This window comes from Paenibacillus sp. FSL L8-0708, assembly GCF_038009325.1.
Lineage (GTDB): Bacteria > Bacillota > Bacilli > Paenibacillales > Paenibacillaceae > Paenibacillus_AQ > Paenibacillus_AQ odorifer.
Map to the genome: position 1 here is coordinate 6,976,404 of NZ_JBBPBC010000001.1, position 14,618 is coordinate 6,991,021.

The 14,618-nt window shown below is 45.9% G+C and carries 18 protein-coding genes, 12 tRNA genes and 1 rRNA gene; 2 read left to right on the plus strand and 29 right to left on the minus strand.

All coding sequences use genetic code 11. The features are described 5' to 3' along the window. Positions 1-7: 7 nt before the first annotated feature. From NYE58_RS32720 to NYE58_RS32795, 16 genes are all read right to left on the minus strand, one after another. Positions 8-619 carry a putative phage tail protein gene (locus tag NYE58_RS32720; RefSeq protein WP_076186581.1) on the minus strand — a complete coding sequence of 204 codons (612 nt, stop codon included), beginning with the start codon at positions 617-619 and terminating at the stop codon, positions 8-10. A 3-nt stretch (positions 620-622) separates the two neighbouring features. Continuing rightward, positions 623-958, minus strand: a complete 336-nt coding sequence (locus NYE58_RS32725) for a hyaluronate lyase N-terminal domain-containing protein (protein WP_076129768.1) — start codon at positions 956-958, stop codon at positions 623-625. Between the two features lie 11 nt (positions 959-969). Further along, a complete protein-coding gene (locus NYE58_RS32730; RefSeq protein ID WP_341004015.1) occupies positions 970-1,992 on the minus strand; it encodes a DUF2793 domain-containing protein in 1,023 nt (340 codons plus the stop codon). A gap of 1 nt (position 1,993) precedes the next feature. Beyond that, positions 1,994-2,407: a hypothetical protein gene (locus NYE58_RS32735; RefSeq protein WP_036681259.1), complete on the minus strand. Its 414-nt coding sequence runs from the start codon at positions 2,405-2,407 to the stop codon at positions 1,994-1,996. Position 2,408: 1 nt separating this feature from the next. Further along, positions 2,409-3,467 carry a baseplate J/gp47 family protein gene (locus NYE58_RS32740; protein ID WP_036681258.1) on the minus strand — a complete coding sequence of 353 codons (1,059 nt, stop codon included), beginning with the start codon at positions 3,465-3,467 and terminating at the stop codon, positions 2,409-2,411. Further along, entirely contained in the window at positions 3,460-3,891 is a 432-nt protein-coding gene (locus NYE58_RS32745; protein WP_341004016.1) for a DUF2634 domain-containing protein, read from the minus strand. Before NYE58_RS32745 ends, NYE58_RS32740 begins: the two co-directional genes overlap by 8 nt. Next, complete coding sequence (locus tag NYE58_RS32750; protein WP_076099903.1) at positions 3,888-4,184, minus strand: DUF2577 domain-containing protein; 297 nt, start codon at positions 4,182-4,184, stop codon at positions 3,888-3,890. The genes NYE58_RS32745 and NYE58_RS32750 overlap by 4 nt, the downstream gene beginning before the upstream one ends. Positions 4,185-4,189: 5 nt before the next feature. Further along, the gene (locus NYE58_RS32755; RefSeq protein ID WP_076099867.1) at positions 4,190-5,152 is read right to left on the minus strand and encodes an XkdQ/YqbQ family protein; all 963 of its coding nucleotides are present in this window, start codon (positions 5,150-5,152) and stop codon (positions 4,190-4,192) included. A gap of 9 nt (positions 5,153-5,161) precedes the next feature. Next, positions 5,162-5,914: a LysM peptidoglycan-binding domain-containing protein gene (locus tag NYE58_RS32760; RefSeq protein WP_076099865.1), complete on the minus strand. Its 753-nt coding sequence runs from the start codon at positions 5,912-5,914 to the stop codon at positions 5,162-5,164. Between the two features lies 1 nt (position 5,915). Further along, a complete protein-coding gene (locus NYE58_RS32765) occupies positions 5,916-7,961 on the minus strand; it encodes a hypothetical protein (protein WP_076220431.1) in 2,046 nt (681 codons plus the stop codon). Between the two features lie 194 nt (positions 7,962-8,155). Next, positions 8,156-8,578 carry a phage tail assembly chaperone gene (locus tag NYE58_RS32770; protein ID WP_076129761.1) on the minus strand — a complete coding sequence of 141 codons (423 nt, stop codon included), beginning with the start codon at positions 8,576-8,578 and terminating at the stop codon, positions 8,156-8,158. Between the two features lie 129 nt (positions 8,579-8,707). Then, entirely contained in the window at positions 8,708-9,178 is a 471-nt protein-coding gene (locus NYE58_RS32775; protein WP_036681245.1) for a phage tail tube protein, read from the minus strand. A 1-nt stretch (position 9,179) separates the two neighbouring features. Then, positions 9,180-10,502 carry a phage tail sheath family protein gene (locus NYE58_RS32780; RefSeq protein ID WP_341004018.1) on the minus strand — a complete coding sequence of 441 codons (1,323 nt, stop codon included), beginning with the start codon at positions 10,500-10,502 and terminating at the stop codon, positions 9,180-9,182. Beyond that, positions 10,502-10,681, minus strand: coding sequence for a hypothetical protein (locus NYE58_RS32785; protein WP_076220512.1), 180 nt, complete (start codon positions 10,679-10,681; stop codon positions 10,502-10,504). Before NYE58_RS32785 ends, NYE58_RS32780 begins: the two co-directional genes overlap by 1 nt. After that, positions 10,678-11,091 carry a phage tail terminator family protein gene (locus tag NYE58_RS32790; protein ID WP_076220513.1) on the minus strand — a complete coding sequence of 138 codons (414 nt, stop codon included), beginning with the start codon at positions 11,089-11,091 and terminating at the stop codon, positions 10,678-10,680. Before NYE58_RS32790 ends, NYE58_RS32785 begins: the two co-directional genes overlap by 4 nt. A 531-nt stretch (positions 11,092-11,622) precedes the next feature. Continuing rightward, positions 11,623-12,120, minus strand: coding sequence for an ArpU family phage packaging/lysis transcriptional regulator (locus NYE58_RS32795; protein WP_038574900.1), 498 nt, complete (start codon positions 12,118-12,120; stop codon positions 11,623-11,625). Positions 12,121-12,408: 288 nt separating this feature from the next. Between NYE58_RS32795 and NYE58_RS32800 the strand changes: the two genes are divergently transcribed. Both NYE58_RS32800 and NYE58_RS32805 read left to right on the plus strand, forming a co-directional pair. Beyond that, positions 12,409-12,840, plus strand: a complete 432-nt coding sequence (locus tag NYE58_RS32800; RefSeq protein ID WP_076277838.1) for a helix-turn-helix domain-containing protein — start codon at positions 12,409-12,411, stop codon at positions 12,838-12,840. A 28-nt stretch (positions 12,841-12,868) separates the two neighbouring features. Further along, entirely contained in the window at positions 12,869-13,282 is a 414-nt protein-coding gene (locus NYE58_RS32805) for an ImmA/IrrE family metallo-endopeptidase (protein WP_036681396.1), read from the plus strand. A 99-nt stretch (positions 13,283-13,381) separates the two neighbouring features. Here the strand turns inward: NYE58_RS32805 and NYE58_RS32810 are convergent. The 13 genes from NYE58_RS32810 to rrf form a co-directional block, all read right to left on the minus strand. After that, positions 13,382-13,455, minus strand: a tRNA-Pro gene (locus NYE58_RS32810). 14 nt (positions 13,456-13,469) lie between these two features. Then, positions 13,470-13,543 (minus strand) — tRNA-Gly (locus NYE58_RS32815). A gap of 11 nt (positions 13,544-13,554) precedes the next feature. Continuing rightward, a tRNA-Pro gene (locus NYE58_RS32820) sits at positions 13,555-13,628 on the minus strand. A 31-nt stretch (positions 13,629-13,659) separates the two neighbouring features. Beyond that, positions 13,660-13,736 (minus strand) — tRNA-Arg (locus NYE58_RS32825). A 7-nt stretch (positions 13,737-13,743) separates the two neighbouring features. Beyond that, positions 13,744-13,818: transfer RNA gene (locus NYE58_RS32830), tRNA-Gly, on the minus strand. 6 nt (positions 13,819-13,824) lie between these two features. After that, positions 13,825-13,908: transfer RNA gene (locus NYE58_RS32835), tRNA-Leu, on the minus strand. Between the two features lie 16 nt (positions 13,909-13,924). After that, positions 13,925-13,997 (minus strand) — tRNA-Lys (locus tag NYE58_RS32840). Positions 13,998-14,002: 5 nt separating this feature from the next. Then, positions 14,003-14,077, minus strand: a tRNA-Gln gene (locus NYE58_RS32845). Positions 14,078-14,120: 43 nt separating this feature from the next. Beyond that, positions 14,121-14,196 (minus strand) — tRNA-Val (locus tag NYE58_RS32850). A gap of 40 nt (positions 14,197-14,236) precedes the next feature. Then, positions 14,237-14,311 (minus strand) — tRNA-Glu (locus tag NYE58_RS32855). An 11-nt stretch (positions 14,312-14,322) separates the two neighbouring features. After that, a tRNA-Thr gene (locus NYE58_RS32860) sits at positions 14,323-14,398 on the minus strand. A 1-nt stretch (position 14,399) separates the two neighbouring features. Beyond that, positions 14,400-14,475, minus strand: a tRNA-Asn gene (locus NYE58_RS32865). A gap of 6 nt (positions 14,476-14,481) precedes the next feature. Beyond that, positions 14,482-14,598 (minus strand): 5S ribosomal RNA (rrf, locus tag NYE58_RS32870). Positions 14,599-14,618 lie beyond the last annotated feature (20 nt).

The window sequence follows — 14,618 nt, forward strand, 5'->3', positions numbered from 1 at the left end:
CACTCTCCTATCTATAAGTTCTTAATTCGTTCCATGTTTTACTGTGAGCACTCTCCCAAGTCAAAGCCTTAACAGAGTCCCACCAGGTATAGCTGAACACAAATTCATAAGCTAAATGCGCAGGTTTAATCTCTTCGATGATTTGAATCAACCCTGCCATATTTGGAGGAATCCCCAGTGTACTCACAAAATGAATCTCAAAACGGTACTCCTCAGGCACTTCCTTTACTTCAACCACTCCACCTGAAAAAGCTGACGCCGTCCGCTGAATCATCTCAGGTGTGGTCGTCCCATTTCCACGCAGCTTTGCCTTAATCATCTCTCGGCGTGTGGCATATGACTTGGATGAATCGATATTTAGTCCAAGCTCAGCTTCCCATCGTCCAAGGCTCACCGTTGCCGTTTCAACAAAAGCCTGATCCAGTACGTCTATAGTGCCCAGCTTCAGTCCACCAATTTCTAGCCCGATGGTCTCCTGAAGCTTCTCCATTTCGCGGACATCCTTATAATAGTCCGGCAAATACTGCATTAGATCAGGCGCCTCGACTTCACCCGGATGGCTCGAATCTTTATCTGCGGAATATTGCAATTCGCTGTATAAAGAGCTGCCGTAACTCATCCTCTACACCCCCTTCAGTTGATTCCAGGTTAGGGGGCCTTTGGGCAAATAATCATGTGTATGCGCCGCCGGAGGAAATACCACTGGTTTACCTGCTACCCCCGCCCAAGCTACACTATCCGCTTGTTGCGCAAAATCCACCTTGCCATTGTTATTCGTATCGTAAATGCTTTTCAGCATATCCCCGGTACTCTGCGCGGCTACCAGCAAGACATTACCAGCGGCAGAACCAATGTACAGCTTGCCACTGTCTGTACAATACCCAAGCTCACCAATAGCCAGCGTTCCAATGGCGCTTTCCAAGCCGCGGCGTATTTGAATCAATGTTTTTAGAGCCATTGTCCCGCCCCCTAGAATGTTCCGCCATCAATACTGGCTACGGTAAGTCTATTGCCATTCGCAGCATCATAAACGATACTGCTTCCATCCACACTTACAGCTACACCGGCTGCATCTACGGTGATTCCTTTTCCAGCGGTAACCGCAATCGCGTCTGCAGTGACCGTGATCCCAATACCCGCACCAATGTTCAGCGTCACAGCATCGGCTTGACCACCACCAATCAGCCCGCTCCCGGCTGTAATGGTCTGTAGTGCACCACCGGTACGTACCCATGCGCTGCCGTTCCAGCTATAAATCTTCTGCTCATCATCGACGTAAGCGGTCCAACCGACGGCAGGAACATAAAATACCCAAGTGGCAGATTGGTATTCAACAATTTGATTCGTTTTGCCCGCCCATGCCCCGGTTGCCCCTGCTGGAATAATATATCGATCCCCCTCAACCGGACTGGCAGGTGGAGCCAGCAGGTTCTGGTCTTTTACCGACGCTTGCGGTTCGATGTTATGCTTAGCCAGCTCAATTTCATTTTTAATCTTTTGTGCAGACCACAAGTCTGTAATCGTAGTCCCTGTATCATTGATTGTCCGGTGCTTGGCCACATCATCAATGTGAGTCTTGATCTCAGCGGCAGTCTTTACGTTTGTGCCATCCGATACTTTATTGATATGTCCCGCACTAATATCCGCTTTAAGCACCTTCGCATAGGTTGCTCCATCAGCGATATCATCAATTGTACCTGTCAGATCGGTAAGCTTCTGCGCATTCACCCGCCGCCAAGCTGCCCCATCATCAAAATATAAATATCCGCTATTCGAACCCGTAGTCACGTAATACAAACGACCAACGGATCCTGCAACCGGACGCGAAGCTTCTGGCCCTGACAGCGCCCTGCCGACCATGGAATTGGACGTGCCGTCACCAATATAAACTTCCTTAGTATCACTGCAAAAACCAAGCTCGCCTGCCTTCAACACGCCATAACTCGTTAGCTCAGCCTTTGTACCCCGCTTTATTTGTATGGTCTGTGCCATTTTACACCTCTCTTCTAAATGATCCTCCGTCAATCTGGCCCTTGTTCTTATAACGCTCTATTTCAGTCTGGACAGCAGTAAGACTCACCTGCAAACCGTTAATATCCTCTGCTTCAACCGTATCGCCGGGAGTTTCGTAAGTCACATATACCTCAGGCACATCGGCAAAAATCTTAATCAACCGCCGCCAGGGCGCCTCATCCGGAAAAGACACAGTGAAATTGCGTAGCTCGATCCCGGAATACTGTGACCCTGTGTACACCGCAATGGTCTGATTATTAATATTGTCATGCGCTAGAAGACCACTGTAAACGCCATTTACAAGCGGTAATCTCTCTTCGATAACATAGCTGCTACCGTTTGCTTTTTTATTAAGTTTTTCTTGAAAAATATCAATTTGCTCTGGATAACCCATGCTACACCTCCAGTAGAACGTTGCCGAACAACGGTACTTCTTCTTCGTTCAACATCACATTGCCCGCTCCACTGTTCAACTTCAGCTCTGTGTAATCCGCAACTCCTTCAGTAGCAAGCAATAATGCGCCGATGACAGACTGACTGATATAGGTTGCTGAAAAAGCCTTCTCCTTGCGATATTTCTCAAGCATCACCTGAAAGCCTTGGTTTACAGCTTGCAGTGCATAGCCAGAAGCAAGGGTTACCTTGGCGCTTATACTGATGTTTTTGCCCGCAGCCGGCGCCACGGTCACAACAGCCCCTACCGGTGCTTGTCCCTCACCCGCTCCTGAGACCGGATCAATGTATTGCTGCACCTGAGCCGCCAACAGCTCGGATGCTGGTTTTTTTTCGGCGTCCACAATAATCACCTTCACAGTTTTAGGACCTTTCCATAATGGAAAAACACGTGCGCCTCCCACACCCGGAACTTGTAGTGCCCACTCCATATAGTGATATTTATTTCCGCTAGTAGCTGGGCGTCTGGCTGAATCCAAATAACGCTGGCGTAGTGCATCATCCGTTTCAATGTCCTCCCCAGGGATCAGAAGAGAAGCTATTTCTCCGCGCGCTAGGTCTGAGATATAATCCACTGGCAGTAAAGAGCCAAAATATCGATTTCCTTCTTCTCCAGCGGTTTCACTTTCCAAGCGATACACTCCAGGAGATAACTTCTCCACAGCCGTATAATTCAGCATTTCGAGTGAGAAGCGGCTGCCGAGTGGAACATCTAACAATCCTCCATCCGCTTTATAAAAAATCCCTTTCAACTGCGCCTTGCTAGCTTCACGCCTTACAATGCCTGACCAGGAGATACTTCGCTCTAAGTACTCTCCGGTAGCCGTATCTGCAAAATACAGATTATTATTCACATCCAGCTCAATATACATCTGTGCCAACTCAGCGGCTGCTGGAGCCAACGCGTCATAAATGATGCTGCCCTCGCGTTTATCCAATCCTGATGGAATCCGGTCCAACATCCGCTCCAAAAGAGCCTCATACGTCTGATCCTCATACATCCTCATTCCACTCCTTTCTCAGCTGGAAATTTCCGTAACGTGTGACGACCTTACAGTCAAAAGTTAGATTATCTCCGGTAAACGAAACAACAATATTCTCTAAACTAAGGATTCGTTCATCCTGAAGTAGTGCCTCACTAACGATACGTCTGATTTCAGCTCTAACCAGCAGCCGGTCCCTACCAAGCACCAACCGCCACTCTGTTCCGTAATCAGAACTGTAAATCAGATGTTCAAACCGATCGGTTCGCAAAATTTTTGCCGCTGCCTGTTGAACTGCTTCTAGTCCATCCGTTTGGCTTGTAATCCTTCTTCTCTCCCAATCCATCCGGTACGTAAGACTAGGACTTTCCCCACGCTCAAGGTTGACCTCCCCCTCAAGCAGGGCCGTTATCGGTCCAGCTTTTCCAATCGCAGGGATCATATCGGGCTCACCAGCCGATCCAGAACAATGTAGCTTTGTCCGCCCTGCATTCGAACCATTAATACGCGGTCCCCACTCGCTAGTCCTCGCCGAAGTATTACTTCTTTGCCCTCGATGTCGATCTTGCTTTCCATTACCGATTCAGGCAGCACTAACGCATTCCCCGATAAAATAAACCGCTGATCCACCTGGATCTGCAAAGGAGCTGCCTCCGTTACCGTTCCATAAGAAAAAGCCACGGGATTTGTACTTCCCACGGCTCCTAGACTTGCTTTTTTAATAATATCTAACATCATTTCTACACCACCTTAATATCGAGGGACATGGTATGCTCCCCTCCAGAAATCTTATGGCTGCATTGGTCTACCAGAAACAATTGAGTCTCGAATTCATCCAATAGGACATAAATGAAATTGCCTGCTCTTACACGCATATCACCAATCGCCTGTACGGAGAGACTGAGCTTTTCGCGGTTGTGCATTTTCAGTAAATTGTTTGCCTTCTCCTGAATTTGGGCAGCATTCGCTTTGTCATCAGCCTTCTGATACAAGTGCAGGATACCCCAGCGTTTCACATTGTCCTTGTCACTAACCGGATAAAAATCGCGTTTGCCCGATGCCTCGTTATCTTTGTACAGAAAAATCGTGTTGTACGTATCGTCATCAATACTTTTTTTGAGCGAATAATCGTACAGATAATGACCCGCTCCGAGCACCAGGTTAAGCAGCATAGAATCCGGTTTACGCAGCGTCAGCTTCCCAAAATCATCGTAAAAAGCCATCAACCGCCCCTTATACTGAAGCTCACTGCCGATGGCTCCCATAATGATGTCCAACAGCTTTTTGTCATCTTCAATTAAAGAAGGAATCCGGTACTCTGTCTCCTCCAGCACACCTGTCTTTAATCCGTAGTCCGTTGTTATTTTCTTGATCACATCACTAGCCGTAACATCCTGCAAAACATAACTACCATTGCCCAGCAAATAACGAATCTGATCATAGGCAGTCAGCTTAATCTCCTGATCGGAGCCCGTATCAATGCTGAACACAAATCCGTAAAATACATCTACATTATCTTTACTGAACTGAATAATATCACCGTTGCTGATTCCGAACTTGGGGAGCTGATAGATTCCGCTATCCACAAGCGTTAACTCTAGCGTTGACGGTTTACCTGACCGTGCGGTTTTCCAAGAAATATCTGAGACGATGCCAGAAATATCCCATAGATTCCCTTCTTTATTCTTCACTAGCAGTTCCATAACACCCTCCTACGGCAGCTTGATGACTTTACCGATGGGCAGCTTTTTCAGCTCACTATCCGGAATGCCATTAAGCTTCTGAATGACTTTGTACTTCGAGCCATCTCCTAGGTTTTTTTGAGCGATGCTCCATAGACTGTCTCCAGCTTTTAAGGTATAGGTAGTAGGCTTTGCTTTTTCATTGGCCCGCTTCTGCTCCGCCTTCACTTCACCTTTGACAACCTTCACAGCTACCGCCTGATAGAATACGTATTTTTTGAGAGATAACGAATATTCAATATCCCCTGACGTACCCGCGCTAAGCTTCCAAGTGAAACCTTCAATGCTCATAGCCATATTCACAGCAAAATCAATTTCTAAAGATCTATCCTCACTAATTGAAGATTCCTCTAGCCATTTCTGCGGTTTGTTTAACTTCTTTTCATCTTTTTTTGTATCATCGGGATACCTCACACCGGAGAACACAAACCGAATGGGCCGACGACTCGTCATCCATTTCTTAATAAGCTCCACATATTCAAAAGGCCTTTTCAGTCCATCCTCTTGCACCAATACGAACGGATACCTTTGTGCCGGGAAAATACTTTCAATTGTGATCTCCGTAAGCTTCGGATAAGCAATCGTATTGATCTCACCCAGATCGATAATGGTATAGCTTTTTCCATCTCCACTCTCCTTGATTTCCAAGGTCTCTGGATTGACTGGCAGCCGGATTGCATCCTCCTGATTATTAAAACCCAAAAAAATTCCGTACTCTTCCACGTTACGTATACACCCCCTGCGCCGTAGAGACAAACTCCTCGTTCAGCTTTTGCCCGATCTTGTTGATAATCGTATCAATGTCTCCGGCATTGTTAATATTCCCGGTCGTCACCTGCACCGTCGGCGTAAGCTCCACAAAATTCTGGATCGCCTGAATCTCGGCCAGCTCGCGCAGCATTTTCAGATCATCACTGGAGATGTCTACGGTGTCGTTGATGGAGCCGAGCTCGTTCACACGGTTGACGGTGTTCAGATTACCCGGTACTCCTGCATTTTGAAAAGAACCTACAGCGGAAGGCGTATTTAACGCAGGATTCGTCGTCACAGGAACTACTGGAACCTCAGGAATGGTAGGCGATTTCGGAGGTTTCGTTGAATCATCTTGATGAGTAGTATTCCATTGATTGATTGTAGTCTCGTTATTCGTGTTTCCCCCAACGTTTAGGCTTTCTTTAAATTTATTAACATCAAAATCTTGCGTGAAATTCGCAGCTGTATCAAAAGTATTTTCAATGCTCATCTCCACGTTCTGTTTAAATTGACTGCTGTCAACCTGTTCAAGATGAAGATTAATCTCTGATTCTATACCAATAAATTTACCAACAGCGCCAATTACTTTATTAATACCACCTAATAAAAAATTGGCAGCATCAATGATGCCATTAATAAACCCGGTCCAAAGATCAATCACATAACCTACAAAATCTGCAACGATCTGTCCCAGAGCCCTAAACATATTGGCAAGAAAATCTCTTACTGGCTGAAGAGCTGCGACAATTCCTAGGAAAGCCACAATAAGTGCAATAACAAGTCCAATTACAAGCGCAATAGGATTAGCATTTAACACAGCGTTGTAAATCCCTTGCGCAGCAGTAGCGATCCCAGTCGCAATTGCTGACATATTAGTTGCGATTGCAGCTGCACCCATGGCAATTTTATAAGCTATAATCCCAGCAACAATTCCCAAAAGAATTGGTACTACATAAGGCAACGTGCTGCTAAGAACACTCCAAAGGAACAAAGCTCCCTGTACTACTTGTGAAAAACCTTGTGCTATAATAGCCAATCCAATGGCCATCCCATCGATAATAGGCTGAAAGGTACCCTCTGAGAACGCATCGTTAAGAATGCTTAACAACGGGGAAAATGCTGCAAGAGCCCCTTGCCCCATACCAGCTAAGGAATTGTTATAGTTTCCAAGAAGCGTCTGCCACTGATTTACGGGTGAATCCATCATGGTTTGCAGCGAAGTACTCGTCATACCTGCCGTTGTCATGATATCTCCCAAAGTACTTAAAAAAGCGCCCATGTTCCCCGTACTGGCTACTAGGTCGAGTCCACCAAGCTCCTCTTCATCTACCTGAAGCATCGATGCTAAGTCACTAGAGTCTCCATCAAATGCAGAATTAATCGCTGATGAAGTATCGCCAATATCCTTACCTTCTGGAGACATCATACTAAGCCTTGTGGAATAATCCATTAGCTTATCTAGCTGGTCCGTATTTTGTGTTTTAGGATAAAACGACAAGACACTTTCCATAGACTTGCTGACGTCCTGTCCGGTTTCTAGCGCTCTCTTCTTGAATTTATCAAACATAGCTACACCAACATCAGCATTTCCGGTTTTTGCTTTAAAAAGATCTTCCCACTTTTGCTGCTCAGCAGCTGGCACAAGCACCTTCTCCATGACACCTTTAACTTTTTCCACCATACCCTTAGCCTTTTCAAAGGCTCCAGTAAGCTTCTCCCAGGTTCCTGCTTGCTTTTCAGCTCCTCCAGCCCCTCTATCAGCCGCATCATTCAGTCTCTCCTGAGCCTGAACCGCACCTCCAATAGATGCTTGAATTCTGGTATAAGCTGCACTGTAATTATTAGTGATGTTGTACACGGGTTTATTGACTATTTTCATACTGATACGGTTTAAGGTTGCTGAGAAGGAATTTGAAATATTTGCCGAAACCTGTGTTGTAATCTGATTGGTTATATCATTGATCCATTGATTAGAGACTTGCTGTATTCCAGCTATATTATTTTGTACACCTGCCATTCTCTCACCCCCTAACTATCTCTTCCTCGCCTTACTCCGTGCCTGATCCCGCTTCTCCTTCTCTACTCGAACAGCAATCATCGCATATATTGCGGCGCGTTCGCGCGAAGACAGCTTCATCAGCTCATGGGGTAAAATGTGCAGCTCATGGAGGGCGTAATAAGCAAAATTGGCTTCACTATCGCCCTCGTTGATTAGTTTTTTACTTCATCCACCAGCTCGTTCATGTCCGTGCCAAAACCATTTAAGGCCTGCACCCGCTCACCCAACGCCGCGAATTCACCCGGTAGCAGCATTTTACGCAGCAGTGTCTCAGCGCCAAGTACGCCATAAGAACGCTGCAATTCAGCATTTTTCAGATCCGGATGCACTACACTTGAGGTCATCAGCTTCGCCATATAATCGTTAGGCTCAATTTCGGAGGTATACACTCCGTTTTTACCTTTGACTTTGCGGGTTGCGGCCTTGCGGCATTCCTGATTCTCATCCTCAGTCATACTGCGCAGCTTCCAGGCTACCGCATTTCCTTCCTTATCCTTAAAACGCTGGGATACTACAAACTCCTCGGTCGTGTCACATGCTACATTTTGGGCAAAAAATAAACTTAATTCGCTCATTGTCTTCCTCCTAGAATTATTTATTTAGATACTTCTCCTGCTACTAGCTGCCAATAGACAGAGAAGAGACCCGCCGCTCATTCTACGTTCGGGTCTTGCTTGCTCCAATCTATCTAGTTGTTGGCTTAATTAAAGCCCGGAGCCTGCCGGAGCACCAAAAGCTTGCACAATCTGCACATCTTCAAAGGTAAAGCTAACTTCTTCTTCCAGAGCATCTGACTCTGTATCGAGTGAGGCCATGATGACGCTATCAAGGTTCACCCCTTTTAGAATAATCCGCTGTGCCCCCACGCTGGACGATGGATCTTCGTTCGTAACCTCAATATCGAAGTACTGATCAACACCCGTATTCATATAATCGAGCATCATCTGGCGGAAACGACTAGTCATATAAAAAATCGTCATCGAACCGCTGCCCGACCATCCAGTCGCTTTATGCTGAACACCCCGGCGGCCCAGTGTTTTCACCTCTGCCTTTGTTTTTTCTACTGTAGCTTCAAGAGTTTTCACATAGAACATCTCTTCGGTTTGCGTACCAATCACAGCATAAGCACGGCCCTCCTGGCCGGAAATTGTATCACTAGCTTTTAAAAATGCCATCTTAAACCACCTTCACTTTCATATATACTTTTTCTACCGAATCTACCGGTTTCACAGCCACATCCAGCACGATACTATCACTATCTGCACCAGCCACAACTACAACATCTGTCTGCGCGTTAAAGCCCTCAATCGCACCCATATCCTGCAAATCATTCATATAAGTCGCACACTGTGACCAGAAAAGAGCACGGCCATCTTCATTATTTGCGACCTTACCGATATAGTAGTTCTCAAAAATACGCTTCATATCATTTGCAATTCCATCCAGCACGCGCAGTACACGATTTTTGGAGAATGCTTTGCCTTTGTCCGGTGAAAACGCGGTAAATGTATTGATATCCTGTTCCACCACAGCCCGTCCGCCACTGTAAGTAAAGATAAGCTCTCCTTTTAGCAACGCAGCTGTAGTCTCAGAATGGCTAAGTCTTACATCAGCATCCACCGAATCATCATAACCCTGATAAGTCAGCGATTCATTAACAGCAGCTGCTGCTGTAGCACCAGCTACCCAAGCAACGGCATTGACGTTATCAATCGTAGTTCCGTCGCTCAGTACTACCCCATTATTCACGCTAATCACACCTTCATGACCTGCAGCCGCATAATCGGATAGTACAGCCTGTACCCTTTTCCCTTCTGTATCCCGAAGCCGTCTCACAAAAGAACTGTAGAGTGCCTTCAGAGCACTATCCTGCGATACTAGACCCACTGTTTGGAATTCCTGCACCTCAAGAGCAGACAGGAAGTCACTATGTGCTCCATTCGTCACGGTTCCGTTAGCCCCCCCTGTAAGCGGCATGCCTGCAATTAGCTTCAAGCCTTCTGCACCATTTTTCTGGAATTGAACATAATCGTTCGCGACCAACTCTTCAGCCGTTCCGACCGTTTGCTTGTTCAGTTCGGTTCCATTAAGCAACGTCTTTACATCAAAAAGAGCAGCATTCTCTATATTTTTCTCAATTACAATCGAAAGATCATTTCCGCGTACACCGCCATATTTAGCTGTTACCTGAAGGCCGTTATTCGTGACTGCCGCTTTAACACCTTCATTCAATCGATAGAGCAGCAAGGTTCCCGCCCGTTTCAGCGCTTCACGCACTGGCAGTAGAGTTGGATGTTCCAAATCCACTCCTAGCAGCTTATTCACATCATCCTGCGGGGTAATCCTCATGATTACTCCCGGCTCTCCCCAAGATAGGGCAAGCGCCAATGCCGTAATCCCGCGTTCTCCCATTTTGCCGATGGCACCTTGATTTGATGCTACATTTACGTACACCCCGGGGCGCACCTTATTTTGCGTTGTCCATGTTCCGCCTGCCATTAGTTCATTACCTCCTTATTTTTGAACAATCCCATAGATTGCTTTGCTTCTTCGAGCGTATAGTTCTTGCCATCCTGCAAAATAACGTTCAATATATCCTTTTCCCTCGGCGTAAAAAGTGGGGAATTCACAATCTGTTCCTTACTGAACCCATTCCCGTTACTTCCTTTAGTACTCATTTCAATCGTTCTCCTCCAATCATTTGTCCCATCTTAATGCTGTCAGGCTTGTCGTTTTGCAAATACAACATATAGTCAACTGTAAACAGCGGCCCATGCCCTTCAGTTCCAGCTTCCCAAGCTTGCCTAACTACACGAAAAGCTCCACCATCCTGCTCCATTCCTGCCATCGCCTCACTTAGCTTATCTGCCATTCTCTCAGCTGCCAGCAAATTGCCTTGCTCAAAACGGATGCCAAAACGGTAGACCGCTAAATACCGGCCCTCCCGCTGCCGATCCAGTGTTGCTGAGATCAATCCGGGATGAAAATAAGCGGTTTGAGGTTTTTCTCCTTCTACATATACAGGCACATCAGGAAAATACCGTTCAAGTGTACTTGTAATGTGTTCTCGCAATTGTTGTACCGACATCACTCCATTCCTTTCTGATCTGCGACCGTCCGTCGATCCTTGATGGTGTTAACCTTCAACTGCATGAACATTAAGCAGACACCCCCTCAACTAGATTTAAGAAAAAAGGATACTATCCGAGGTTGGATAATATCCCTTCTTCATTAGGCAAATGCGAGAAGAATCTTTCACCGCTAGGTTGTTCTCATCACCCTTAGGGCGGAACTATTAGCAGAGCATTCATGCTCTTGCGGTGTTCTTTTGCTTCATTTGCCATGTTATAATCATACCCCCATATTATCCTTGCGGAGAGGGTAAACGGACGAGGTTTTGGCTAGCTTTGGGATGGTATAGAGCGGTTTTTTGGAGGTAGACAATTGAAGACAAGCTAAAGAGCCTTGGTCCCTCCTTTTATGGACGGCAAGCATTTGTGCGAGGATTATAAGGATAAAGTACACCCTGAAACTTATACTTTCTTATAATTCAAAAAAAGACCGCATCATCCGCTCGGACGATACAGTCTTCTTTACTAATCAAACTATTCTACTTCTATTAAGTAATACTCATTTTCTCTTTCTTTACCCTAGGCGCTGTTGTTACTAAAGTTTGCAGAGACAGTAAGCCGAGATCCGTTAACGCTAATGCCATCTTGTAAAAAGCCTTCGAGCGTATCTTCACGTAAGTGTCCTTACTTACCGGTGGATCAAACACATGATTGTAAATCGTATAATCGTACATCTCGTCTCTTCTCATATACCTTTCCCGTACCAGCTGCTGTTCTCTCGTATCGAGTCTCTCTACCACAGAGTCTATTGCGGAACAATAAGCTCTCCTTGCGGCGGGGATGTCCACATTATAAGAAGCTATCGCAGCAGTCTGATCAGTTACAGTGTTAGTAGGACCATGAAATCTTTCTGTGTATGAATAAGTTGTGCTTGCTTCCTTAGCTTCAAATGTAACGGTCTTAAAAATACGGTATTTCTCCAACATGCTCTCTATAGCGACCTGGGTTCGGCGACGGTCCAACTCTGGTAAAGTTGATATGTTCATCATTTATGCACTCCTTTTGGGTTTAACTGAATGAGATTTAATTTGCGGAATTTTCCAGCCCAATGTGATAAAATAAACCTTGTTCGTATTCTGTTCGTATTTTTCTATAATATACCACTTCTTTACCAATCTCGTAAAACCCCGTTTTAGGCTGTTTTTATCGAAAAAGAGCGTATATCCCTCCATTATCTTGCCTTTTGGCAATAATATACGCTTTGTTGTTTACCTATTGGCAAAAATGGCTTATATTATTATCATAAGGTTAAAGCCAATAAGGAGTGAGTTGAGATGAAACAGGAATTCGGGGATTATATGAAGCATCTTCGGGAAACAAAAGGACTCACCATTAATCAATTAGCAGCAGCAGCCGGAATTAGCGGTTCGCAAATTTCCCGGATTGAGAATGGATTAAGAGGGGTTCCTAAACCAACCACGTTACGCAAAATTGCTGAGGCCACTGGCGTCCCCTACGGGGAGCTAATGGATCAGGCAGGGTATTTGCAGGACCAGACTCTTTCAAGCGATGAGGCTGTCCCAGATTGGGCTACAAGCAAAGATAAAAGAGACTTTCGAAAAATGCTAGAGGATGATGGAGAGCTGATGTTTGACGGAATTCCATTAGACAAAGAAGATAAACAGAGGATTAAAGATGTACTAACCGGATTGTTCTGGGAAGCCAAACAGATGAATAAGAGAAAAAAATCCAAAGACACTAAATAACTATACTAACATGCTGCAGGTGAAGAACATGGATGAACTGATCAATAGTCTGATTAAAAAATATAAAACCAACTGCCCGTTCGAGCTTGCCGCAGCACTAGGCATTCAAATCCGCTTCATGAACCTGGGGACTGGCACAAAGGGATTATATTATCGAAAACTAAGAAGAAGGTTTATCGTCATTCATAATGAGTTGCCTGTAGAATGGCAGCGCTTCGTTTGTGCGCATGAATTAGGACATGATCGGCTTCACAAGGGGATCAATCGCTTTTTTCTGGAGGAAAGCTCCTATTTCTCTCCTGGGAAGCTTGAACGTCAAGCTAATGTCTTTGCTGTAAAATTACTTTCTTCGGGCCGAAGCCCCGAACAAGAGGAATCATGGAGAAACTATTATCTACGGATTGGAATTCCACCGGAAGTCCGATTTTTTTTGGAGGAATAATAGAACATATGTTCTTTAGCTGTATTTATATGTATATTCAATACATAACAAAAAGCCCTTACCGAAGTAAGAGCTTTTGAGCAGCGATTAAGCTGAGTATCGGGATGACACGATTTGAACATGCGACCCCCTGGTCCCAAACCAGGTGCTCTACCAAGCTGAGCTACATCCCGTTACTATAAAATTATGGAGCGGGTGATGGGAATCGAACCCACGCTATCAGCTTGGAAGGCTGAAGTTCTACCATTGAACTACACCCGCAAAGGTGAAAATCGGGATGACACGATTTGAACATGCGACCCCCTGGTCCCAAACCAGGTGCTCTACCAAGCTGAGCTACATCCCGTTATAAATACTATAATTGCTTAATAATAAAATGGCGCGCCCTGAGAGATTCGAACTCCCGGCCTTTTGATTCGTAGTCAAACGCTCTATCCAGCTGAGCTAAGGGCGCAAAATTATGGAGCGGACGACGGGAATCGAACCCGCGACCCTCGCCTTGGCAAGGCGATGCTCTACCGCTGAGCCACGTCCGCAATAAGTGGTGCGCGTGAAGGGACTTGAACCCCCACGTCGTGAAACGCCAGATCCTAAGTCTGGTGCGTCTGCCATTCCGCCACACGCGCATGATAATAATAAAAGTGAGCCATGAAGGACTCGAACCTTCGACACCCTGATTAAAAGTCAGGTGCTCTACCAACTGAGCTAATGGCTCGCACTTGGCTGGGGATATAGGATTCGAACCTATGAGTGACGGAGTCAAAGTCCGTTGCCTTACCGCTTGGCTAATCCCCATTGATGGTACCTCTATGTTGCCCATAATCTCTTAGGAAGATTATGGTGGAGGCTGAGGGGATCGAACCCCCGACCCTCTGCTTGTAAGGCAGATGCTCTCCCAGCTGAGCTAAGCCTCCATATCTATGGGACCCTCTAAGGGTAAGTACAAGTAAAAGTTGGTGACCCGTATGGGATTCGAACCCATGTTACCTCCGTGAAAGGGAGGTGTCTTAACCCCTTGACCAACGGGCCTTGCAAATCTGTGGAGCTCTCAACCGGATTCGAACCGGTGACCTCTTCCTTACCATGGAAGCACTCTACCTGCTGAGCTATGAGAGCATGGCTCCCCGAACAGGACTCGAACCTGTGACAACTCGATTAACAGTCGAGTGCTCTACCAACTGAGCTATCAGGGAATATCCGCTTGGCAACGTCCTACTCTCCCAGGACCCTTCGGTCCAAGTACCATCGGCGCTGGAGGGCTTAACGGTCGTGTTCGGGATGGGTACGTGTGGAACCCCTCCGCTATCGCCACCAAACGGGCATTTACAGCGTAAAT